Origin of the sequence: Acinetobacter sp. ANC 3832 (genome assembly GCF_002135415.1) — a bacterium.
Classification (GTDB): Bacteria; Pseudomonadota; Gammaproteobacteria; order Pseudomonadales; family Moraxellaceae; genus Acinetobacter.
The window spans coordinates 38,885-61,384 of record NZ_NEGJ01000012.1 but is presented as its reverse complement, the minus strand read 5'-3'; the positions used below and the strand labels follow the sequence as shown (position 1 = coordinate 61,384).

The window sequence follows — 22,500 nt, the reverse complement described above, 5'->3', positions numbered from 1 at the left end:
TATTAAATAAAACACTCCGAAGATGCCGCTGCATGGTCGTTACCCTGAACCCGATGAGTTCAAGGTGGACGAGACGTACACTTAATAGGTTTCCCACTCGGGGTGGGCATACACTCAAAGCATACAGAACACATCCGTAAGTTTAAGTATCGGCAGGGGAATAGACTCGCTGGCGAACATCTCAGAGATGTACTCAGTATACCCATTTTAGAGCCATAGGCAAATATTCCATGTTATAGTTGTGCAAAAATCAGCTTTAAATCACTATTGTTTGCACAAAGAAAAAGCGGTTTATACCGCTTTTTCAACATCTTCCAACATGGCGCTTAATAATCGTTCGCAATGTGAATATTCCTGTAACGATTTGTTCATGGTCAAAACTTCTTGCATCAGTTCCAATGCAACCATAATCATTAACTTATTATGTTCCATATTTGGTGCTTTACGACGAAACTCTTGGAATTTATCATTTAAAAGCTGCCCAGCACGCTCTAAATCTGCTCTTTGCTCAACAGTAGTAGAAAGACGGAAAATTTGTTCAATCAAACGCAATTCAACGGTCACGACTTCAGCCATGGTTATGCCTCCTCATTGGTTTCAGTAGGATGAGCAAGTTGCTGAATTTCTTGCGCATGCTGATCTTGTTCAGTCCCCAAAATAGACAGGCGTTGAATAATGGCTTCAACTTTAGCTTTTGCATGATCATTCTTTTGAATTAAACGTTCACGTTCTTTTTGTAAATCTTGGATTTCCTGTTGAGCATGGCGTTGTTCATTCTGCATCTTTTCTTTCACCAAACGTAACTCATTACGTTCAGCTAAGATTTCCTGAAAGCGAGTTTTTAAATCAGTACAACTTTTTTCTAAACGACCATAGCGCTCAGCAAGTGATGTTGCATCTGTATTTAAACCTTGAAACTGAGTTTGCAGTAATGAAAGTTGTTCCGTCAGCTTTTCGATTTCATCTTGTTTTTGGGTGATTATGCCGTTTTTATGCATAATTTGAGTATGAGATTGCTCCTCACTGCTATCTTTTTCTTTCAGCAATGACTTGTTTTCATTCTCTACATGTTCAAGGCGTGTTTTTAAAGCGCCCATGTGCGTCTGTAGACGCTGTAATTGTTCTAACATAACGAGGTCGCACAGATCTGCAATCAAAGGTAATATATACTGAAGTATAGAGATTGGATAAGCGAATGCAAGACGATATTTCAGGTTGGTCAGATTGGAACCATAATTTTGATGGAATTGAAGAAATTTCAAGCCCGAGTGAGTTACATGGCATATTGACAGGTATAGTTTGTGTTACCACAGCGCCTACACGTGATGAATGGTTACAAATTTTATCAACACTCACTGTTCCAAAAGTAAGCGATGAAGCATTGGCTTTGCTTGAAGAAGAAGCAAATGATGTATCACATGCCTTATCTGAAGATGAATTAGACTATTTACCGATGCTTCCAGATGATGAACACGTACTTTCTGAACGTGTGCAAGCCTTGGCAGATTGGTGTGCAGGCGTTGTTTTAGGTTTTGGATTGGCTTCGGGTCATATTCGTGCAGATGAACAAGAACTTATTGAAAGCTTACAAGATGTGGCTGCGGTAGAGTTTGACGAATCTGATGATGACGAAGAAGGTGAAGAAAGCTATCAGGAACTTTACGAATTTGTACGCTTAATTCCTGTGTCATTGTCTACAGGACGTGCGAAAATTTCTGTAGCAGATAGTTCTTTATTGAAACATTTCCAAAGTAAAGAGAAACAAGTGAAAGATACATCGGATGAGCCAAGCCTTGTCGAAATGTATACACCTGACCGTCCAAGCTAATAATGAGAGAAGCGATTTGATTCAATTGGGTTGAATCGCTTTTCTATTGATGATTTTGCGTTAATATAAAATCAATAATATTTCGCTTTTTATATGTTCACCTTTGTTGGATGAAATAGATATATTGCATATAAGTATTTATCTTTTTTTATTTTTTCTCAGAAGAAATAAAAAGCTTGTTGCAAAAAAGTCCATTGAAAGAATAAAGAGATATTCATATAAAAAGCTAAATCCACCACTGAAATAATAGCTGGAAAGAATGAAACTTACTCAAGCCAATTTTCGGGAACGTCGAGACCGCCTGATTGAACAAATGGGTCCAAACAGTATCGCAATTATTGCAACAAGTCCTGTTGCAATGCGTAACCGAGATGCAGATTATAAATTTCGTACCGACAGTAGTTTTTTCTGGCTCACAGGTTTTGCTGAACCTGAAGCCGTTGCTGTGTTTGAGACAGGTGATGTTGGTGAAGAATATAGCTATAGTCTCTTTTGCCGTGAACGTGACCGCGAGATGGAAATCTGGAATGGTTATCGTGCAGGGGTAGATGGTGCTGTTGAAGATTATGATGCAGATGAAGCGTATGCAATTGATTTGCTTGATGAGGAAATCATTGAGAAATTAGCCAATAAAGAAAAACTATATTACCGCATTGGGCAACGTGCGGATTTTGATGCACGTGTTTGTGCTTGGATTAAACAAGTCGATGAACAACAACGTCGTGGAAATGGTGCGCCATCCCAAATAGTTCAATTGGATCAAATTTTAGATGAAATGCGTTTGCATAAATCAGCTCAAGAAATTGAGTTGATGCAAATTGCTTCGAACATTAGTGCAGAAGCTCATACACGTGCCATGCAAAAAGTTCGCCCGGGAATGATGGAGTATGCGTTAGAAGCAGAGCTCAATTACATTTTCGGTCAAAATGGTTGTTTGCCATCTTATAACAGTATTGTGGGTGGTGGTGAAAATGGCTGTATTCTGCATTATGTAGAAAATAACAAACCATTGAAAGATGGTGATTTGGTTCTGATTGATGCTGCATGTGAGTATGAATACTATGCATCTGATATTACTCGTACTTTCCCAGTTAACGGTAAATTCAGCCCTGAACAAAAAGCATTGTATGAAGTGATTTTGAATGCGCAACTTGCAGCGATCGATGCTGTTCGTGTCGGAAATTCTTATAAAGAACCGCATCACATTGCCGTTCGAATTATGGTGCAAGGCTTATTAGATTTAGGTTTGATGAAGGGTGATATTGAACAGATCATCGAGACTGAGGCTTATCAGCAATTTTATATGCATGGTACTGGGCATTGGCTCGGTATGGATGTACATGATGTTGGTTCTTATAAAGCTGAAGGTGATTGGCGTGCCTATAAAGAGGGGATGGTCGTAACCGTAGAACCTGGTTTATATATTGCACCTGATGATGAAACTGTAGATGCTAAATGGCGCGGTATTGGTATTCGTATTGAAGATGATGTGGTTGCAACAGCCAATGGTCCATTGGTATTAACGAAAAATGTGGTTAAGTCAGTTGCTGATATTGAAGCGTTGATGGCGCAGTCATAATCATTAGATGAGATAAAAAGCCGATTAGAGAATCGGCTTTTCTAATTTAGATACTAAATGAAAAATGATTTGGCTTTTTATATATTAGTGATGTCAATGACGACTTTACCTAAAGCTTTACCATCAGCCAAATAATTATGTGCTTCAACCACTTGGTGAATACTAAATTCTTTAGGATCAATGAGGGGTTTAAGTTGATTACTTTCTGCAAGCTGAGTTGCAATTTTTAAAATATCACCATGATGTTGTCTGCGATCATTTTCAAGCATTGGCCATAAAACGAATACACCTGAAATTGTGACATTGCGTAGAGAGCTCGGCGCTAAGTTAATTTCAGTGAAAGCATTGCTACTGACAATATGACCATAAGGGACAGTGGCTTCAAGTACTTGCTCTAATTGTGTTCCACCATTGGTGTTATAAATCACATCAAAGCCTTTTCCATCTGTAAATTCAGAAACACATTCATCAATGCTTTGTGTTTTATAGTCAGAGAAAGCTGCGCCATAGCTTTCAATAATGTCTTTTTTAGCTTGAGAAGCAATAGCGACCACTTTAGCACCATGTGCTACAGCAATTTGTACGGCCATGTGCCCAACACCGCCTGCACCACCTTGTACGAGGACAGTATGTTCTGGTTTTAAATTTGCTCTATCAATGAGACCTTCCCAAGCGGTTAAGAATGTTAAAGGGATTGCTGCCGCTTCTCTCATGCTTAAATTTTTAGGTTTGAGTGCAATTAAACGAACATCAGCCAATACATATTCAGCTAATGTCCCTGCTAAACCGCGTACACCACCCACCAAACCATAAACGTCATCACCCACTGCAAAGTTTTCAACGTCATTTGCAACAGCAACGATGGTTCCTGCCATATCTGTTCCAATAATTGCAGGAAGCTCAGGCATCGCATAAGGTGCTTGACCTGTACGGATTTTATAGTCGATCGGATTCGTACCACTTGTAGCGATTTTGACTAAAACATGACCTTGAATGATTTTAGGGATATCAACAGTTTCTAACGTGAGTATGCCTGTTGCGTAGTCTTTTAATACGAGGGCTTTCATTTTTTCAGTGTTCATTAAAATACAGTTTTAAAAAAAGATAGGCTATTTTTTATTAGAATGCTAAAATTAGCAACTAGTTACCTTTTTGTATAGTAGTCACTAAAAAGTGACCATTAGTGGATTTTTATTATATATGTTATTGATTCTTCTTGAAAACTGTCCTAGACGCAGAATACATAAAATTTTGGATCATAAGTGGAATTCAATGATTTTATACTTACTTTCACAAAACCCATTAAGAACTGGCGAGCTACAACGTTGTATGCCGGGTATATCAAAAAAAATGTTGATACAAAGCTTAAAGGAACTTGAGAGTTATGGTTTGATCAATCGTAAAGTGTACGAAGTTATACCACCTCATGTGAGCTATTCTTTAACTGATATTGGTAAAAAAGTCGTTGAACCTTTATTTATGCTGTATGAATGGGCAGATCAAAATGAAGAAATTTTAGATACCATTGAAAAGAATATGCAAAAGACAAAATAAACCTAAGGTTTAAAGAGGGTTTTATTTTAAGCGCTTCTGCGACTAACAGAATCTTACTTAGGGTGAGATCAATTATTAGAGCCGATTTTAGAGTATCTTAACCTTTTATTATTTGATTGAATATTATTCTGAAACTAATTTTTAGTTACGAAAAAAGCATCACTACAATAAGAATAAAATACACATCACTTTCAATATAAAAATCACTGACCTTGATGTAATATAAAATCAATCAAGATTATAACGATTCAGTCAGTAAGCTGAATGATGTATAGAAAGGATCAAAGCATGCAACAAGAAGTCATCATCGTTGGCGGTGGAATGGTCGGTTTAAGTCTGGCTTTGATGTTAGCAAAAGCAAAGATTGGGGTAAAACTTTTAGAAGCTATTAAATATCCAAATTATGATGATGCCAATCTTACACCTTATCATTCCAGTTTTGATGCACGAAATACTGCGTTGTCTCGTCGTAGTGTACAAATTTATCAAAAACTCGGTCTTTGGGATGCATTACAACAATATGCGACACCAATTTTAGAAGTTCATATTACAGAACAAGGCAGTTTTGGTAAGGCACGATTGGTTGCAGAACAAGAAAAAGTCGAAAGCTTTGGTCAGGTGATTGAAAATGCTTGGTTAGGACGTGTGTTACTCACCCAAGTTCGCCAACAACCATTGATTGAGCTGATTGATGGTGTTCAAGTGTCATCCTTAAAACAAGATGCTGATCAAGTCTATGTGGAAGCAACACGGGGTGGCGAATTTATCCATCCGCTTAAATCTAAACTAGTGATTGCAGCAGATGGTCGCGATTCATTCTGTCGCCAAGCTTTAGGTGTGGGTGTGGATGTACATGATTATGATCAGATTGCGATTGTGACTGCGGTACAAACCTCTAAGCCACATAAGCAAGTAGGCTTTGAACGCTTTAGCCCACTTGGGCCATTAGCATTGTTACCATTGCCGGGTGAATGTCGCCGTTCAGTGGTTTGGCCTGTCAAAAAAGGTACTGAGCATGAATGGCTAGGTGAAGAAAATGATCAACATTTCTTAGATGCCTTACAGCAAACCTATGGGGATCGCGCAGGGAAATTTATTAAAACAGGCAAGCGTTTTAGTTTTCCATTGTCACAGGTTCTTGCAGAAAAGCAGGCCATTGGTCGTGTGATTTTGATGGGGAATGCGGCACATACGATTCATCCTGTTGCAGGTCAGGGTTTTAATCTTTGCTTACGTGATGCTGATGTATTGGTTCGCTTTATGACAGAGCAACTTGCCCAATCGGATGATATTGGTCAGCCTGAAATGCTAAAAGCCTATGAGCAGTCACGTTTAACCGATCAACAACGTGTGATTAAATTTTGTGATTCGGTGGTGCGCGGTTTTAGTAATCAAAATCCATTATTAAAACTAATTCGTAATACAGGTTTGGTCGCTTTTGATGTGATTCCAGGTATTAAGCCTTTGGTTGCCAATTATGCAATGGGGTTAAAAGCATGAGCCAAATCAGTCAAACTCAAACAGATATTTTAGATGTTGTGATCGTCGGTGGTGGATTAGTCGGTGGATTAACGGCTCTTTTACTCGCTCAAGGTGGCGTTCAAGCAACAGTATTAGATGCTGCTCCGATTTTAGATGAGCAAAAAGTTTTAGCTGTGACCAATCCTCGTGTATTGGCATTGAGCCAAGCGACAATTCATTTACTTAAAACTGTGAATGTTTGGGATCACATCGCTCGACAAATGCCATATACAGGCATGCAGGTGTGGAATAAAAATGGTTATGGTGAAATAAACTTTGGTCAAGCTTCAGAAAATTTTCCGCCCGCAGAGCAAAGACTGGGTTCAATGGTTGAACCCAGTCTTTTGAATTTAGCCATTCAACAAAGAATGCTTGAGCAATTACAAGATTATCGTACTCAAGTGCAAGTCATTCGAGTCGAGCAAGCTGTAGGTTGTTGGATTATTCGTTTGGCAGATGGCACAGAACTTAAAACCAAGCTTGTGATTGGTGCAGATGGTGCAAACTCCTTTGTTCGAGAGCAAGCTTTTATTGATTTAGATATCTTGGATTATCAGCAAGCAGGTTTAACTTGTGCCATTAGAACGGCTCAACCGCATCAGCATATTGCACGCCAAATTTTCTTACCGACAGGTCCATTGGCATTTTTACCCATGGCAAGTTTAAAAGCTGAAGACAACCAAAACTGGATTTCTATTGTTTGGACATTGCCAGATGATTATGCAGATGAATACGCTGCATTAAATGATGAAGAATTTACTCAATTGCTTACACGCGAAAGTCATCATATGTTAGGCGAAGTATTAGAAGCGACTCCAAGGGCTAAATTTCCCTTGAAAGCACGAGCGGCTCAGCGATATATCAAAGAAGGCTTAGCACTAATTGGTGATGCTGCACATGTGATTCATCCACTTGCAGGGCAAGGTGTGAATATTGGTTGCTTAGATGCGGCTATTTTATGTGACGTATTATTACATGATAAAAAACGGGGTGTATGGGCACATGAGCAGACCTTAAAACGATATGAACATCAACGTAAAGGTCAAAATGATGCCATGATGCATGGTATGTCTGCGATTGGTTTCTTGGAAAGTTCTGAGTTGTTTCCCTTGGTTTGGGCGAGAAATTTTGGTTTGAAGCAGGTAGAAAAGCAGACTTTTTTAAAGGATCAATTCATGGCTCAAGCCAACGGATTATCTGTTCTAAAAAATACCCAATACGCAGTTTAAATCGGATTGTGATAAATTTTAAACACTCATTTAAAATTTATTACGAATTTGATTAAAAAAAATACAGTTTTTTTGAAATTGCCCCTAGTAGAAATGATAAGAGCTTGGTACATTTCTCGGAATGAGATCGCCATTTTTCGGATGGTAATTTGACGTCGTTGATGGGGAGTTAAAGATGACTGATACGAATGATTATGATGATAATACAGAAGACAATGCTGTAGATGATGATGAAGCCAAAGCTGCGGAAAAAGGTGCAACTGCGAGCGATTCAACAGTATCTGATTCAGACTTAGCGGAAGCGGAAACTTTAACTGTGACTGCAAAGTTAAAACAGCGTCAAGCTTTAGAAGATGAAGTTGCAGCATTTCTTGCACGTGGTGGAAGAATTACTGAAGTTCCACCAGATGCATCAGCTGAAGAGTAATGAATTAAGCATCACAATTGTGATGCTTTTTTATTGGCTGATGAAAAGAGCATGATGAAAATAGGATAACCAATGCTTAAAATTTTAGGGCGTGCTGATTCACTCAATGTTAGAAAAGTACTTTGGCTGTGTGATGAGTTGAATTTGGCCTATGCGCGTGAAGATTGGGGGAGAGGCTTTCAATCACCTCAGTTACCTGAATTTATCAGTTTAAATCCGAATGCAACAATTCCTATTTTGATTGATAAGGACTTTGTGTTGTGGCAATCCAATAGCATTATTCGATATTTGGCGAATCAATATAATGGAAGCACATTATATTCACAGCACCCTCAGACCAGAGCGCTCATTGATCAATGGATTGATTGGCAAGGAATTGAGCTGAATAATAGTTGGGCTTATGCTGTGATGCATTTGGTACGTCATTCACCTGTGCATCAAGATCTAACTTTAGTCGAAAAAAGTATTCAAGCATGGACGAAAACCATGGAAATTTTGGATGCTCAATTGGCAAAGACACAAGCCTTTATCACAGGGCAGGAGTTTACACTGGCTGATATTTCGATTGGCTTGTCAGTGCAACGTTGGATGCTAACACCTTTTGAACATCCACATTTAGAACATGTGCAAAATTATTATCATTTACTCAGTCAACGTGAAGTATACTTGCGTTGGGGAAATAATGGGCAGAATTGATAGAGCATTGCTTTGGATGAATTAAATGAGGCATCAAAGCTCTTGCGAAAGCAGAGAAATGAACAAAATTTTATAATCGAGAATGCGATTTCATGAAGATAAAATGTTTCTTCTTTCTTTTGGGAAAGATTAGGATGAGGAAAAATCCTAAAGATAGTCCTGTCACTAACCCTCTCCTTAAGAAGGATAGAGGGTATCGATTATGAACAAATGTTGATAAAAAGCTCACTTAGCAAGAAGTCTATTGATTCATTTATTTAGAGCGTTTTAATCGTCTTTTTGAGTCAGTTCTAAAGCACGTTGATAGGCAACTTTTTTCTTAATGTTAAATAAATCGGCTGCCATTTGTGAGGCTGCTTTAACCGATAAATCTTCAAGTAAGCGAATTAACAGCTTGTCTAACTTTTCTTGCTCTACATCTAAATCATTTTGGTTTGGCGCACCGCCTATGATCAATACAATTTCACCTTTTTGCTGATTACGATCACTCTCAATGAATGTTACCAGTTCAGACAGTGTCATCTTTTTAATCGTTTCAAAGGTTTTGGTAATTTCACGTGCAAAGCCGACAGGACGATCTTCGCCAAAAACACTCGCCATATCTTTGACACTGTCTAAAATACGATGTGGTGCTTCATAAATAATTAACGTTTGAGTTTCATGCTTTAATTTTTCAAGTTGAAGTAGGCGTTGTGATTGTTTTGATGGTAAAAAGCCTTCAAAACTAAAACGATCACTGGGTAGACCTACTGCACTTAAAGCAGCAATAGCGGCACATGCACCGGGTACAGGAATCACACGGATGCCATTTTCTTGCGCTGCACGAACCAATTTAAAACCAGGGTCACTAATTAAAGGTGTACCTGCATCGCTCACCAAGGCAATATCTGCTCCATTTTTGAGCTTTTCGATAAGTATATCAATTTTGTTACTTTCGTTATGATCATGACAAGCAGTCAATGGAGTTGCTATATTATAATGCTTTAATAATTGAGCAGATTGGCGTGTGTCCTCTGCCGCAATAACAGAAACTGACTTTAAAACTTCAATAGAACGAAAAGTCATATCATCTAAGTGCCCAATTGGGGTCGCTACGACAAATAATTGAGCACTCATAAGGTTTCTCCATGATTAAGAATTTAAAAATTAGTGGTATAAAAAAATTGCTAGGTCTTGCGCTAATGAGCGTAATGATGAACGTTCAAGCAGAGGTATTGGTTATCTTACCTGAATCTGGACCTATGGCGCGAGCAGGTTTGAGCATTAAGCAAGGAATTGTGAATGCATATCAAGCATCGGGCTCAAGTATTCCATTGAAATTTGTGAATGCTGATCAAAAAACAATGAAAGTCATCTTAAAGCAAAATGTAAATAAGAAGACGCAGATGATTATTGGTCCTTTGGCGCGTAAAGATGTAGAAGCTTTGCTGGATTTAAAACCTAAAGTCCCTGTGCTTGCATTAAATGAAGTACTGCAAAAAAACAACAATGTTTGGCAGTTTAGCTTATCAAAGAATGATGATGCACTGGCGTTATTGAATTCTGTAGATCGTGACCAAATCAAAAAATTGTATGTGATCCGAGAAAGTGGCACTGAGGCCGATTCAATTAACTTTGTAAACTCATTATTGGCAAATTTTAATGGTGAGGTTGATCCTGTAGATTCAATCCCGCCCGCATTATATCAAGGGGAAGGGATTTTATATTTGGGTAGCCATAAGTGGTTATTAAATTTAAAAGCGATTCAGAAACAATATATTTATACACATGCAATCGCCGTGGAAGACAGTCAACCGATGCCAAAAGGAATTAAGTTTTGTGATGTCCCTGCATTATATTTTCCAGAATGGCCAGACGTGTTGAAAGCTTATAAAGAGAATCCTGTCAGTATGCCTTATCAGCGTTTATATGCCTTTGGTGGTGATGCTTGGCAAATTACGGAACAATTGTTATTACATCCAACTGACCGAACTTTAAATATTAATGGCAGAACGGGAAAAATTAAAATTGAGGGTAATCGAATCGAACGTAATCCAATTTGTTTTGAAAAGCGTAAAAATAAATTGGTGGTTTTATAAGTGGCAACCAAACCCTCTAAAATATCATCCAAATTGCTTGGGCAATGGGCTGAACAAGAAGCAATGAGAATATTAGAATGTTCGGGTTTTAATATTCAGCATCAAAACTATCACAGTCGATTTGGTGAAGTTGATATTATTGCTGATAAAGATCAAGAATTAATTTTTGTTGAAGTCAAAGCCCGATCTCCGACCAAATATGGTTTGGCAACTGAAGTGGTTACAGAAGCGAAGCAAATCAAGATAATTAAAACAGCAATGTGCTTTTTGGAAAAAAATCCTCAATTTCAGGAGTTTTATTGTCGTTTTGATATTATTTGTTTTGATTTTCATCAAGAAATTGCAAAAAATGTACAGCAAGACTTTTCTAAATACCCGTATGATCAGCAATGGATAGAAAATGCATTTACTTTAGATGCAGAGTTATTTAATCTGTGAATAGAATTTAAGCGCAGTAGTTTAAAAATATAGCAATTAGAATTCAATGAGGAGTCTTGCTGAGTGTTTAACCGAATTGTTTTGACGATGCTTTGTGTGGCAAGTTTATCGGGTTGTGCAAGTTTTATTTCTGGTGGCACAGGTACAACACCTGTTGGGACAGAAAGTGGAGCAAGATCTTTGGGTCAAGTGTTTATTGACTCGTCAATTGAACGAACTGCAAAAATTAATTTATATAAATTAGATGCTCGTTTTAAGCAATCACGTGTCAACTTGAGTAGTTTTCATAGCAATGTCTTATTAACTGGACAGGTTCCAGATGCTCATTTAAAACAATTGGCTGAAGACAATGTACGTTCTATGAGTGATGTAAAAACAGTGCATAACTATATTACGATCGGTCCCCAAATTGGCTACAGTACCATTATGCAAGATGCATCAGTAACTGCAAATACACGTGGCTTGATTATGAAAGCTCCTGTGGTTTCTGATAATAAAGTCATGGTACATACTGAAGATGGTATTTTATATGTGATGGGACGTTTGAATACTGCCGAATTGGCAGATTTAAATGACGTTTTACAGAAAGTTGGTAATGTGACTAAAATTGTGACCTTGATTGATAATATTGATCAGCCAAGTAATACGCCTCAAGCTTCGTCATTTACTGCACCTGTGGTTGGAAATATTCAACCTGATGTGCAAACTCCCGTTGCTATAGACCCAGATGCTACAGAGCCAAATAATGTTGTTCAGAAATAAAATTCAATCTGCACAGAAAAACCTGCTTAAAAAATATAAATTTGTAAGATCAATTTATCGTGATTTTCGCTTATATGATTTAGGCAGTATTACGCTAAATCGCTTAACACCTAAAAAAGGCTATGTGATACGTCAAAATGTCGCTTATGGTTTGAAAGCAAGGCAACGTCTAGATCTTTATATTTCTAGTCAAGTTGAAGCCAAACCCTTGATTGTCTTTGTACATGGTGGTGCTTGGAGTCATGGGGATAAAAGTGCCTACAAGTTTGTCGGTGAGGCTTTTGCACGTTTTGGTTATGATGTGGCTGTCATGAATTACCATTTGGCACCAGAGCATAAATTTCCAAGTTATATTGATGATCTAGCCGTTGCATTGGGTTTTTTAGATCAACAACAAATTAAACTGGGTATCTCAACTCAAAAAATTGCTTTGATGGGGCATTCTGCAGGTGCATTTAATATCGTATCATTGGTCTATCATCCACGGCACTATCAGTTAGCGGTCAAACAGAATATTAAAGCGATTATTGGTATTGCTGGTCCTTATCATTTTGATTATAAGGGTGACCCATTGGCAGAAAATGCTTTTGATCAAGCCGTGCCGTATCAACAAGTGATGCCTTACTATTTTGTTGAAAAAAATGATATCCAACATTATTTATTTTTGGCAGAGAATGATCAAATTGTTAAAGATAAAAATACTTTAGATTTACAAGCAAAGTTGCAAGAACGGGGCAATCATTGTGAAATCAAAGTGATTCCAAAAACGGGGCATATTTCCATTATGGGAAGTGTATCGAGTTTGTTTAGTCGATTCTTTGTCACTAGATCTGCAATTATTCAAGTCTTAGACCAATCCTTAAAAAAAGATGGCTATCATTAAAAAAAAGATGCCTAAGGCATCTTTTTTTAAATATTTTTATTGAGGCATTTGAGTATTGTGAATGACATGCTCAATCATGGCATGTGCAATACTGCCTGAAAAAGGTGTTTCTGGAAGTTGATCAAATTTGAAAAATTGAGCATCGCTGATTTCATCTTCTTGCAAGACGATTTCACCTGACTCATATTCAGCTTTGAATGCAAGCATCAGATTACTTGGAAAAGGCCACGGTTGGCTGGCTAAATATTGAATATTTTTAACCTTTAAACCGACTTCTTCTTCAGTTTCACGTTGCACAGCTTCTTCAAGCGTTTCACCAACTTCAACAAAACCTGCAATTAATCCATACATTTCACTGCTGTTCTTCGCATTTTTTGCTAAGAGAATTTCATCATCACCACGTGTGATAACCGTGATAATACAGGGTTGAACACGTGGATATTGATGATAACGGCAAGCAGGGCAAACCATTGCATATTCAGTCGGATGAACTTCAGTTTCATGACCACAATGGCTGCAAAATTTATGGTTTCTACGCCATTCCAATAATTGTAAAGCACGACTGGCTTGTTCAAACTGGACTTTTGTCCATTGTGAAATCAGCTGACGGATGGAAATCAGTTGATAACCATCTGGAATGGTTTCTTCAATAAATAAGTCTCGGGCGATGATTTGATCACCCGAGCTAAAGCTGATGTCACTTGCTAATTTTTCAACTTGAGGTAACTGAAAATTTTCATCGACTAGAAGTTGATGGTGATGAAAAATATAGGCAAGTGAGAGTTCTGACATTAGGCAATCGCTTTTAAATTTTGGCTACTTTTTAAAGCTACATTAAACATGGACTGGAGTACAGGCTGTTTATTTTGTAAATTGTCAATCATCATATCAGCACTTGCCAATACATCGAGTAAACCATCCACTTGTGCTGTATTGAATTTATGTTCTTTATTTAACTCAGACTGAATAAATTCAGCACTTTGTAATAAAGCTTTTTGTCCATCTTTCGCACCAAGGAATAACATTGCTCCACCAATTTCTTTAAATTGCGAAGGAAGGGCGTCTAAGTTGGTTGTTTCGCTGTCTTGTAAGTATTGAATGAGTGTTTGACAACTTAAATCAATCATTGCTTTTGATTCAGTTAACAGAACTTCATGCGCTTCATCTAGGCGGTCGAGTGAAATATTCATGTTATTCACACGTAATTGTAAACGGCTAGACGTATAGTTTCTTTCCAAAATACCAATTGAATTCATCGCAGATAAAATGCTGTTCATCAATTGTTGAGCATAGTTATCATCAAGCATATTTTGTTTGGTTAACAAATCCGCTTGTTGTTTTAATTCGACATATGCTTCATTCAAATTCAATACTTTAAATACGTTTGAAAGATCAGTCAGTTTTGTTTTCAACTCACGTGTTTTCTCTTCAGACATATTTTTGTAGTTGTATTCAATGTCATTACGGATTTGCGTCATTTCATCGGTAACAAGCTTACTTACACTATGTACAGTTTCAAAATCTGGACCATACAAGTGACGACTAAATACTTGAAGCTGTGTATCTGTCAGTAAGTCTTCACCGACATTAATCTGGTCACGAATATGTTGAGCCGTTTCATCTTCTTGACTAATACATAGACTGAGCACATTGGCTAAGTCCACCAATGATGCATTAAAGCTATGTGTGTCTTTAAAGAATTGAGCGATATTGGTTTCAATCGCAATCAACGTTCTTAAACGTGCATCGTTTAAAATTAAATCATCAATTTGATTAAACGCCACAAAAACTAAATTCCAATATTGAGCACTTAGCGTATTATTGGATAAGTTGGCTAAATAAGTACCGACCAATTTAATACCTTGCAAATCAAAAGCGGTTTCACTTTGATTTAATAATTTATTTAAGCAAATTTTATACAGCTTATGCACATAAACTGATTTTTCTAATTCTGGCGCTTGTTCTAACTTAAAGTTTGGTGACACACAATCAAGCAGTGAAACAATAGGTTGACCTTCAGGCGTTAATGGTTTGCCTAAAGCCAATTCTAAGTGATTTAAAGTGTCCAATAAGAATTGTGGAACTTTCACTTCACGTAAGCAAATAAAGTCAATATAACGTCTGAGCATGGTCGTCCCTTCACTGAGGGCAATCACGTCTTGGGTATTAATTTGACGAGGATCTTGCATGATTTTACGCATCAGCTCAGCAGAATATTCTGTGATTTGAGCGATATGAGGCATATCAATTAGCATGAGCACATGAGCACATTGTTCAAATTGATTGAGCGCATCATCAATACCAAAAGGCAAAGTTTGATCTTCAACTAAGCTACTGACTGCTGACTCAACCAGTTGTATTGAATTATCGACTTCTTTTTTTATTATTAATAATGCTGTTGGGTCAAAATGAATAGAGGTTTGGTAAGACATTGATCTGCACCTTTCCTAGGTATTTAAATGTTCTGTTTTTTAGCCCCGAAAGAGGCTAATTTTTCTAAGTTTTAATATAGCGCAAGTATAAAATCTTTACAGAGAAATTATCAATTTAAATCCGATTTTATTTTGCAAAAAGGCAAGCTTCACCGTGTTTTTCTTGAAATTGTTTGACCCAGTTCTCATGTGCTTCTAATTCTTCATCGGAAGCAATGATAACTGGAAGCTCAACCTCAATTTTTGCACGAATACTTTGTCCTGTCACTTGGTCAAAAGATGAAGAAAGTGTATCCATATCAAAGGAAACCTGACCACCTGTCATCGCTAGATAAACGTCAGATAGAATCTCTGCATCCAGTAAGGCACCATGGAAAGTACGATCACGTTGCGCAATTTCATAACGTCGAACTAAGGCATCCAAAGAGTTTTTTTGTCCTGGATGCTTACTTTTAGCCATAGCCAAAGTATCGGTAACATCACAAACCTCAGAAAGTGCCTGAAAGCCACTTCGTTTAAACTCCATATTCAAGAAGTTCATATCGAAGTTTGCATTATGGGCAATGATTTCACTGCCTTTTAAGTAGTCAAATAAGACTTGTGCAATTTCAGCATATTTAGGTTTGTCTTTTAGAAAATCATCACTGATACCATGGATGTTTTCAGAATCACCTACCAGTTTTTCAGGGTTGATATAGATGTGTATTGAACTACCTGTGAGTTTGCGATTGATCATTTCAATCGCACCAACCTCGATAATTCGGTCTGTGTCTTGAAAATAAAATCCTGTTGTTTCGGTATCCAAAATCAGTTGTCTTGGACCTTGCAAGTGGACTGTAGCAGGTGTAATCACAATATGTGGATGCGTGCTTTGAACTGTCGATGTAGAACTTATTTCGGATGATTGAGTTTCAGCAACTTGTTGTACTTCAGGTTCATCAGCGCGATGTACTTCTAGAGTGTCTTTTGGCGTTACAGAATCTTCTAGACCATTCACTTCATCTTCTTCATCAGATTCTATGAAATCAAAGCCAAAAGGATCATCTAAGAGCCAGTCTTTTTCAATTTTTTTTTTATCAACAGTATCAGTTTGTTCAATGTCTGTTTTAGACGTAGGGGTATAAGTACCGTTATTGATTTGCTCTAAGGTTTTTTCTACACCTAAGTTTGCCAATTGATCCGCCATTTCATTGCCTTCGTGACCTGCATGACCTTTAATCCAATGCCAATCAATGTCACGATTTTTACAGGTTGCATCCAATCTTTTCCAAAGATCAGGATTTTTAACATCTTTCCAATTTTTCTTTTTCCAGTTTTCAATCCACTCTGTAATACCGCGTTTTACATAATTGGAATCTGTCCATAAAACCAATTTTGCATCCATTGGGCAAAAAGCAATGCCTTCAATAGCCGCCATCAATTCCATACGATTATTGGTCGTATCTGGTTCACCGCCACACAATTTATGTTCTTCAGTTTCAGTAATGATATATGCACCCCATCCACCTAAACCGGGATTGCCTTTGCATGCACCATCAACATAAAGTGTGATTGTTTGAGACATAGTTTGAACCAATGAAATTGAATTTAGAGTTGAACATCGCGTTTGAAGAATTTATTGTATACGGAAATTGGTGATTTCAGTGCTGAAACCTGATATTTTTTAATTTCTTGTAACATTTATATGCAAATAGCACTCAATTATTAGCTTGTGTGAGTCAAATGCTCCACTAAAATGGCATTTATAAAATAAATCGACTATGCGTTGTTCGGAACCTTGTATGTATAAACCAACCACAGCAGTGTGGCAGCCCTCTGCATCTATTCTATTTAAATTTTCTATACTGACTTCAGCGATAGCGGCGATTGGTTTAACAACAGGTTGTTCCTCAACGCCAAGTACAACATCAGCACATACATCAAAGCAATTGGGAATGCTTGATGCAAGCAGTTTAGACTCACTTGAAGATCTACTGTCTGCAACAGATATGCGTGCAGTGGAAGGTGATCGTCTGCTTATTTTGAAACATGGTGATGTGTGGAAGCGCATGACCGTTGGTTTTAAAATGGATGAAGGTCATTGGGATCCCCGTATTGATGCACAGCGGAGCTGGTTTGTATCTCGTCAACCGTACATCGACCGTTTAAGTGCACGTGCTTCACGTTATCTTTATCACACGGTCAAAGAAGCAGAACGTCGTGGAGTTCCTACAGAGTTGGCATTGCTGCCGATTATTGAAAGTTCTTATGACCCAGCTGCAACCAGTAGTGCAGCAGCAGCGGGAATGTGGCAGTTTATTCCAAGTACAGGAAAAATTTACGGTTTAAGACAAACCAGTTTATATGATGGTCGCCGTGATGTGGTTGAGTCGACTCGTGCTGCTTATGAGTTTTTAGGCAGTTTGTATAATCAATTCGGTTCTTGGGAATTGGCTTTGGCTGCATATAATGCAGGCCCTGGGCGTATTCAACAGGCAATTAACCGTAACCAAGCAGCAGGTTTGCCAACAGATTATTGGTCATTGAAATTACCGCAAGAAACCATGAATTATGTGCCACGTTTCTTGGCAGTTGCACAAATTATTAAAAGCCCACAAAAATATGGTGTGAGTTTGCCACCAATTGCAAATAGACCGCATTTTAGAGAAGTTGCTGTACCTCCAGGTGTTCAGCTCAATCAAATTGCATCGACCATTGGGTTAAGTCGTGCCGAGCTTTATCAGTTGAATCCGGGACATCGTGGGGAAATGATTGATCCTGCAAGCCCAATGCGTATTTTGATTCCTGCTGATATTAATCCAACTTTTGATGCGAAATTAAGAAATTTAAAACCTACTTCTGGTGAATATTCGGCAAGTACAGCGCCTACTTATATTCCACCACAGCCTTATACAACAGCATCATCTTCAAAAACATTATCAAGTTCTTCAGGTTCTGTGTTTAATTCGCCGTCACCACTTTCACAGTTACCAAAACCAGTCACGACAGTAACTCAAACGATTACACCTACCAAGACGAATCCACCCGTGTTGACGGCAGGTACAACAAGTTCAGTTGCGTTGAAAAATACTCCGCAAGGTTCAAATGCTTTAGCTGCTTTTGCAGCAAATGCCGATGTCCCAAGTGCACCACGTATTCCTGTTGCAGTGACGCAAGCCAGCAATGTGAAACCAGTTGCTGTAGAGCCGCCAATTTCAGCACACGAAAAGGCACAGATTTTAGCGGGTGTAAAAGCTGAAGGCGAAAAAGAAACCGTTAAGCAAGTATTAGAACCACAAGCAAGCAAAGCAGAAACAGACGAAGTTGTTAAAGAAATTAAAGCCATTGCACCACAAGGGACTGAAATTGTAGATCCTTATGATGGCAAAATTAAACTGACTGCAATTCAAACCAGTCGTTCAGTGGCAGATCAGCAAGGGACTGATGTTTCAGTCGGTTTTGCATATCCAAAAGGTGTTGCAGACAATACAACAGCTAATTCTGCTGAGGCAAAACTAAATCAAAATAAATCATTTACTAAAACTGATAGCGAAGTTGTGGTTGTTCCACCGAAAGGTAAACGGAGTACATATACGGTTTTAGCAGGGGATACACTTGCAACCATCGCTTTGAAAAATGGGGTAAATTGGCGAGATATTGCCAATTGGAATCAGGTTGATCCAACTGGCACATTGTATGTCGGTGCGACTCTTTATCTATATGATGCGAAACCACAAGTCGATGCGCCAATTGTTGACAAAAAAGTAGATGATAAGCCATTAACTTATATGGTTAAGCCGAATGATAGCTTAACCAGTGTGGCAGATCAGTTTGATTTATCGGTATCTCAGCTTGCAGGTTATAACAATCTAAATGTCAGCAGTAATTTATTGGTTGGGCAAAAATTAAAGCTGAAAGATGTCCGTGATGACAAACTTGCAGAAATTAATAAAACGGTTGTTCGTGCAGATACCACTAAGCCTGTTGCTAAAATTAAGACTAAAACCTATGTGGTTAAGCGTGGCGAATATCTCAAAGTCATTGCAGATCGTTATGCTTTTTCTGTTCAGGAATTGGCAGATTTAACCCCAGGTTTGGAAACTGGGCATAGTTTGTATGTGGGACAAAAAATTAATGTTCCTTTAAAAGAAGCGAAAGATGAAGATTCAAAACTTGAATCAAAAGTCATAGATCAAACCAAATTTAAAAATGTGAAAGTTGAACCTGCTTATAAAGTTGAGAGTTATAAAGTACAAAGTGGTGATACCTTATCAAGTATTGCGACGCAGTCGAAAATCACTTTATCTGAATTGGCTGATTTAAATCATCTTTCTACATCTAAGGGATTGATGGCTGGGCAAGTGATTAAGATTCCTGCGGGAAGTTCAGTACCAGACAGCTATACCGTACAATCTGGAGACAGCTTAACGGCTGTGGCAAATAAATATAATCTACAAGTCAGTCAAATTGCGGACTTAAATGGTTTAAATACAACGTCAGGAATCAATGTTGGGCAAAAACTGAGGTTGACAGGTGAAGTTGATTCATCAGCAAAATCTAAAAATAGTAACTCTCCAAGTTCATCGCAAAGTAGTAATGAAAAAGATATCCATGTTGTAAAATCAGGTGAGACTTTAGCCAGTATTGCGAAAAAATATAAATTACAGGTTAAATATTTAACGGATTTAAATGGTTTGTCTAGAGCTTCCGATGTACAGGTTGGTCAACGCCTAAAAATTGATGGGGAATTACCCAGTAAATCCTCGCTATCTAAAGATAAAGACGAAGATCTGAAAGTAGCTTCAAAATCAAAAGGATCTACTGTTTCAACTAAGAATACTGAAAAGTATGCGGTGAAATCAGGTGAGTCTTTAAATGTGATTGCGAGCCGTGTTGGAATGTCTGTGCAGGATTTGGCTGAGTTGAATAATTTAAGTGCTAAAGCAGGTTTGCAACGTGGTCAAAGCATTATCATTCCGAAAACAGTCACTGAATATAAAGTAAAAAGTGGTGATTCATTGATTCGTTTAGCGAGTAAATATGGTTTAGAAACCAATGAATTGGCTGAGATGAATGATATAAAAGCAAATACCCAGCTGAAAATTGGTGATGTGATTAAAGTGCCCAACTAAAGCGAACATTATAGTTGTATAAAATAGACAGACTTTCATCATCTATTTGGGTGATGAAAGTTGGAGATTGAGCTGTATTGATTAGGGAATATTGATTTGATGCAACAGAGATTTGCATATGCGAAACCAACGGTTTTTGCTTTGGGGTTCAGTCTGATCAGTTTGAGTGCGTGGTCAGCAGTACAAACCACGCCTTATATTGCAATTCATACCACGCCTAAGTACGCCACTGCACAAGTGATGCCTTATGCAAATCCGAATGCACCAAAGGGTGGTTACATTAGCAATGCAAGCAATGGAACATTTGATAACTTAAACAGTATGAACGGTAAAGGGAGTGGAGTAGCGGGTGTGGACTATCTGTTTGATAGTCTCATGAGTAACTCTTTAGATGAGCCGAGTGTGATGTATCCTCTACTGGCTGAAAAGGTAACGTTTGATCCTGATCAGAGTAGTTTTATTATTTATCATTTGAATCCAAAGGCTCGATTTAGTGATGGTTCTGAACTAACCGCTGAAGATATTAAATTTACTTTTGATACCTATCAGACCAAAGCAAATTTAGGTTTACAGATGTATATTTCAGATTTAGCCAAAACTGAAGTATTGTCAAAATATCAGGTCAAAATGACCTTTAAATCAAATAATAATGCTGAAATGCCTTTAATCTTATCGAGTTTGCCTATTTATTCAAAGGCAGATTGGAAGAATAAAGACTTTACCAAAGTGACGATACAACCGATTCTGGGTTCTGGTCCTTATTTAATTGATCGGATTGATGCTGGTCGAAGTATTACCTATAAGCGGAATCCAAATTATTGGGCAAAAGATTTACCCATTAATCGTGGTCGATATAATTTTAATCAAATGAAATATGTCTATTATCGAAATATGGATATTGCTTTTGAAGGCTTTAAATCGGGTCAATATACATTACACGAAGAAAAGAAAGCACGGACTTGGGTAACGGAATATGATTTTCCTGCATTCAAAGCAGGCATGGTAAAAAAATATAGCTTTAAAGCAGAAAATCCATCAGTAACACAAAGTTTTGAATTTAATAACCGCCGTGCGCCATTTAATGATATCCATATGCGGCAAGCCTTAAGCTATGCCTATGATTTTGAATGGCTAAATAAAGCGTTATTTTATGGGCAATATCAACGCTTGCAAGGGCATTTTCAAAATAGTGAATTGGCAGCAACAGGTAAACCCAGTCAAGCGGAATTGGAAATTTTAAAACCGTATTTGAATCAACTTGATCCTATTCAGCGACAGGGTGTTCTAGTAGATTGGAAGTATCCTGTGACTGATGCGAGTGGCTTTAATCGCAAAGGATTGTTAACGGCACGGCAGATTTTAATTGATGCAGGTTATCGATATAAAAATGGTGTATTGCTGGATAAAAAAGGTAAACCAATCAGTATTGAGTTTTTAATTCATCAAGATGGTTTACAACGCACCATGATGCCTTTTGTTCGTAACCTGAAAAAATTAGGTATTCGCGTTAATATTCGTCAGGTGGATGTGCCTCAATATTTAGAGCGCATGCGTAAATATGATTTTGATATGACCACATTAGCAATGCCTCAGTCGTTAACGCCGGGCAATGAACAAGCGCAGATGTGGGGCAGTAAAGCCGCGAAAGAAATGGGAAATTACAACTATGCAGGAATTCAAAATCCTGTGATTGATGATGTGGTTCAACAAATTATTCGTGCGCCTAATCGTGAGCAATTGGTGATTCGTACCAAAGTGTTAGATCGCTTATTACGTTCAGGTTATTATCAAATTTTAACCTATTCAAAAGATAAAACGTGGATGGCTTACTGGAATATGTACCAGCAACCAAAAATTAAACCCAAGTTATCTTCAGGTATTGATTATTGGTGGGTAGATGTGCAACAAGCACAGAAAGTTACCCAATATTTACGACAACAATAGATGCTTTACTCTCTAAGT

20 protein-coding genes and 1 other RNA gene are annotated in these 22,500 nt (G+C 37.8%); 13 read left to right on the top strand and 8 right to left on the bottom strand.

Features of this window, described 5'->3' with window-relative positions:
• Positions 1-10: 10 nt before the first annotated feature.
• From ssrS to B9T35_RS14710, 3 genes are all read right to left on the bottom strand, one after another.
• Positions 11-191: non-coding RNA, 6S RNA (ssrS, locus tag B9T35_RS14720), on the bottom strand.
• A gap of 100 nt (positions 192-291) precedes the next feature.
• Positions 292-576, bottom strand: coding sequence for a cell division protein ZapA (locus B9T35_RS14715; RefSeq protein ID WP_086191850.1), 285 nt, complete (start codon positions 574-576; stop codon positions 292-294).
• A 2-nt stretch (positions 577-578) separates the two neighbouring features.
• Positions 579-1,130, bottom strand: a complete 552-nt coding sequence (locus B9T35_RS14710) for a hypothetical protein (RefSeq protein ID WP_086191849.1) — start codon at positions 1,128-1,130, stop codon at positions 579-581.
• 65 nt (positions 1,131-1,195) lie between these two features.
• Here B9T35_RS14710 and B9T35_RS14705 point away from each other — a divergent pair, with 65 nt between their 5' ends.
• Positions 1,196-1,828, top strand: a complete 633-nt coding sequence (locus B9T35_RS14705; RefSeq protein ID WP_086191848.1) for a UPF0149 family protein — start codon at positions 1,196-1,198, stop codon at positions 1,826-1,828.
• A 259-nt stretch (positions 1,829-2,087) separates the two neighbouring features.
• Entirely contained in the window at positions 2,088-3,407 is a 1,320-nt protein-coding gene (pepP, locus tag B9T35_RS14700) for a Xaa-Pro aminopeptidase (RefSeq protein ID WP_086191847.1), read from the top strand.
• Positions 3,408-3,484: 77 nt separating this feature from the next.
• On the opposite strand, the gene B9T35_RS14695 is transcribed toward pepP, so the two are convergent.
• The gene (locus B9T35_RS14695; protein WP_416202448.1) at positions 3,485-4,474 is read right to left on the bottom strand and encodes a zinc-dependent alcohol dehydrogenase family protein; all 990 of its coding nucleotides are present in this window, start codon (positions 4,472-4,474) and stop codon (positions 3,485-3,487) included.
• Between the two features lie 133 nt (positions 4,475-4,607).
• Between B9T35_RS14695 and B9T35_RS14690 the strand changes: the two genes are divergently transcribed.
• The 5 genes from B9T35_RS14690 (at position 4,608) to B9T35_RS14670 (ending at position 8,834) form a co-directional block, all read left to right on the top strand.
• The gene (locus tag B9T35_RS14690; protein WP_086191845.1) at positions 4,608-4,961 is read left to right on the top strand and encodes a winged helix-turn-helix transcriptional regulator; all 354 of its coding nucleotides are present in this window, start codon (positions 4,608-4,610) and stop codon (positions 4,959-4,961) included.
• A gap of 288 nt (positions 4,962-5,249) precedes the next feature.
• The gene (gene ubiH, locus B9T35_RS14685) at positions 5,250-6,461 is read left to right on the top strand and encodes a 2-octaprenyl-6-methoxyphenyl hydroxylase (protein WP_086191844.1); all 1,212 of its coding nucleotides are present in this window, start codon (positions 5,250-5,252) and stop codon (positions 6,459-6,461) included.
• Positions 6,458-7,711, top strand: coding sequence for an FAD-dependent monooxygenase (locus B9T35_RS14680; RefSeq protein WP_086191843.1), 1,254 nt, complete (start codon positions 6,458-6,460; stop codon positions 7,709-7,711). Before ubiH ends, B9T35_RS14680 begins: the two co-directional genes overlap by 4 nt.
• Positions 7,712-7,886: 175 nt before the next feature.
• Positions 7,887-8,138 (top strand): hypothetical protein, encoded by a 252-nt coding sequence (locus B9T35_RS14675; protein ID WP_086191842.1) that lies wholly within the window; start codon positions 7,887-7,889, stop codon positions 8,136-8,138.
• A 72-nt stretch (positions 8,139-8,210) separates the two neighbouring features.
• Positions 8,211-8,834, top strand: a complete 624-nt coding sequence (locus B9T35_RS14670) for a glutathione S-transferase (protein WP_086191841.1) — start codon at positions 8,211-8,213, stop codon at positions 8,832-8,834.
• A 267-nt stretch (positions 8,835-9,101) separates the two neighbouring features.
• Here B9T35_RS14670 and rsmI read toward each other — a convergent pair whose 3' ends face one another.
• Positions 9,102-9,950 (bottom strand): 16S rRNA (cytidine(1402)-2'-O)-methyltransferase, encoded by an 849-nt coding sequence (gene rsmI / locus B9T35_RS14665; protein ID WP_086191840.1) that lies wholly within the window; start codon positions 9,948-9,950, stop codon positions 9,102-9,104.
• 77 nt (positions 9,951-10,027) lie between these two features.
• Here rsmI and B9T35_RS14660 point away from each other — a divergent pair, with 77 nt between their 5' ends.
• The 4 genes from B9T35_RS14660 to B9T35_RS14645 all read left to right on the top strand — a co-directional run bounded on the left by B9T35_RS14660 (position 10,028) and on the right by B9T35_RS14645 (position 12,995).
• Complete coding sequence (locus B9T35_RS14660) at positions 10,028-10,912, top strand: penicillin-binding protein activator (RefSeq protein ID WP_228147165.1); 885 nt, start codon at positions 10,028-10,030, stop codon at positions 10,910-10,912.
• A gap of 21 nt (positions 10,913-10,933) precedes the next feature.
• Positions 10,934-11,350: a YraN family protein gene (locus B9T35_RS14655; protein WP_086191878.1), complete on the top strand. Its 417-nt coding sequence runs from the start codon at positions 10,934-10,936 to the stop codon at positions 11,348-11,350.
• A gap of 63 nt (positions 11,351-11,413) precedes the next feature.
• On the top strand, positions 11,414-12,112 hold the full coding sequence (locus tag B9T35_RS14650) for a BON domain-containing protein (protein WP_086191838.1): 699 nt from the start codon (positions 11,414-11,416) through the stop codon (positions 12,110-12,112).
• Positions 12,096-12,995, top strand: coding sequence for an alpha/beta hydrolase (locus B9T35_RS14645; protein WP_086191837.1), 900 nt, complete (start codon positions 12,096-12,098; stop codon positions 12,993-12,995). Before B9T35_RS14650 ends, B9T35_RS14645 begins: the two co-directional genes overlap by 17 nt.
• Positions 12,996-13,031: 36 nt before the next feature.
• On the opposite strand, the gene nudC is transcribed toward B9T35_RS14645, so the two are convergent.
• From nudC to dnaQ, 3 genes are all read right to left on the bottom strand, one after another.
• Positions 13,032-13,787 (bottom strand): NAD(+) diphosphatase, encoded by a 756-nt coding sequence (nudC, locus tag B9T35_RS14640; protein WP_086191836.1) that lies wholly within the window; start codon positions 13,785-13,787, stop codon positions 13,032-13,034.
• Entirely contained in the window at positions 13,787-15,427 is a 1,641-nt protein-coding gene (locus tag B9T35_RS14635; RefSeq protein ID WP_086191835.1) for a chemotaxis protein, read from the bottom strand. The genes nudC and B9T35_RS14635 overlap by 1 nt, the downstream gene beginning before the upstream one ends.
• 127 nt (positions 15,428-15,554) lie before the next feature.
• Complete coding sequence (dnaQ, locus tag B9T35_RS14630) at positions 15,555-16,991, bottom strand: DNA polymerase III subunit epsilon (protein ID WP_086191834.1); 1,437 nt, start codon at positions 16,989-16,991, stop codon at positions 15,555-15,557.
• Between the two features lie 217 nt (positions 16,992-17,208).
• Between dnaQ and B9T35_RS14625 the strand changes: the two genes are divergently transcribed.
• Both B9T35_RS14625 and B9T35_RS14620 read left to right on the top strand, forming a co-directional pair.
• Entirely contained in the window at positions 17,209-20,538 is a 3,330-nt protein-coding gene (locus B9T35_RS14625; protein WP_086191833.1) for a LysM peptidoglycan-binding domain-containing protein, read from the top strand.
• 99 nt (positions 20,539-20,637) lie between these two features.
• A complete protein-coding gene (locus tag B9T35_RS14620; RefSeq protein ID WP_086191832.1) occupies positions 20,638-22,482 on the top strand; it encodes an extracellular solute-binding protein in 1,845 nt (614 codons plus the stop codon).
• Positions 22,483-22,500 lie beyond the last annotated feature (18 nt).

Coding starts and splice junctions, on each gene's coding strand:
- B9T35_RS14715 (WP_086191850.1), bottom strand. CDS start 576: ATGGCTGAAGTCGTGACCGTTGAATTGCGTTTGATTGAACAAATTTTC.
- B9T35_RS14710 (WP_086191849.1), bottom strand. CDS start 1,130: ATGTTAGAACAATTACAGCGTCTACAGACGCACATGGGCGCTTTAAAA.
- B9T35_RS14705 (WP_086191848.1), top strand. CDS start 1,196: ATGCAAGACGATATTTCAGGTTGGTCAGATTGGAACCATAATTTTGAT.
- pepP (WP_086191847.1), top strand. CDS start 2,088: ATGAAACTTACTCAAGCCAATTTTCGGGAACGTCGAGACCGCCTGATT.
- B9T35_RS14695 (WP_416202448.1), bottom strand. CDS start 4,474: ATGAAAGCCCTCGTATTAAAAGACTACGCAACAGGCATACTCACGTTA.
- B9T35_RS14690 (WP_086191845.1), top strand. CDS start 4,608: ATGTTATTGATTCTTCTTGAAAACTGTCCTAGACGCAGAATACATAAA.
- ubiH (WP_086191844.1), top strand. CDS start 5,250: ATGCAACAAGAAGTCATCATCGTTGGCGGTGGAATGGTCGGTTTAAGT.
- B9T35_RS14680 (WP_086191843.1), top strand. CDS start 6,458: ATGAGCCAAATCAGTCAAACTCAAACAGATATTTTAGATGTTGTGATC.
- B9T35_RS14675 (WP_086191842.1), top strand. CDS start 7,887: ATGACTGATACGAATGATTATGATGATAATACAGAAGACAATGCTGTA.
- B9T35_RS14670 (WP_086191841.1), top strand. CDS start 8,211: ATGCTTAAAATTTTAGGGCGTGCTGATTCACTCAATGTTAGAAAAGTA.
- rsmI (WP_086191840.1), bottom strand. CDS start 9,950: ATGAGTGCTCAATTATTTGTCGTAGCGACCCCAATTGGGCACTTAGAT.
- B9T35_RS14660 (WP_228147165.1), top strand. CDS start 10,028: ATGAACGTTCAAGCAGAGGTATTGGTTATCTTACCTGAATCTGGACCT.
- B9T35_RS14645 (WP_086191837.1), top strand. CDS start 12,096: ATGTTGTTCAGAAATAAAATTCAATCTGCACAGAAAAACCTGCTTAAA.
- nudC (WP_086191836.1), bottom strand. CDS start 13,787: ATGTCAGAACTCTCACTTGCCTATATTTTTCATCACCATCAACTTCTA.
- B9T35_RS14635 (WP_086191835.1), bottom strand. CDS start 15,427: ATGTCTTACCAAACCTCTATTCATTTTGACCCAACAGCATTATTAATA.
- dnaQ (WP_086191834.1), bottom strand. CDS start 16,991: ATGTCTCAAACAATCACACTTTATGTTGATGGTGCATGCAAAGGCAAT.
- B9T35_RS14625 (WP_086191833.1), top strand. CDS start 17,209: ATGTATAAACCAACCACAGCAGTGTGGCAGCCCTCTGCATCTATTCTA.
- B9T35_RS14620 (WP_086191832.1), top strand. CDS start 20,638: ATGCAACAGAGATTTGCATATGCGAAACCAACGGTTTTTGCTTTGGGG.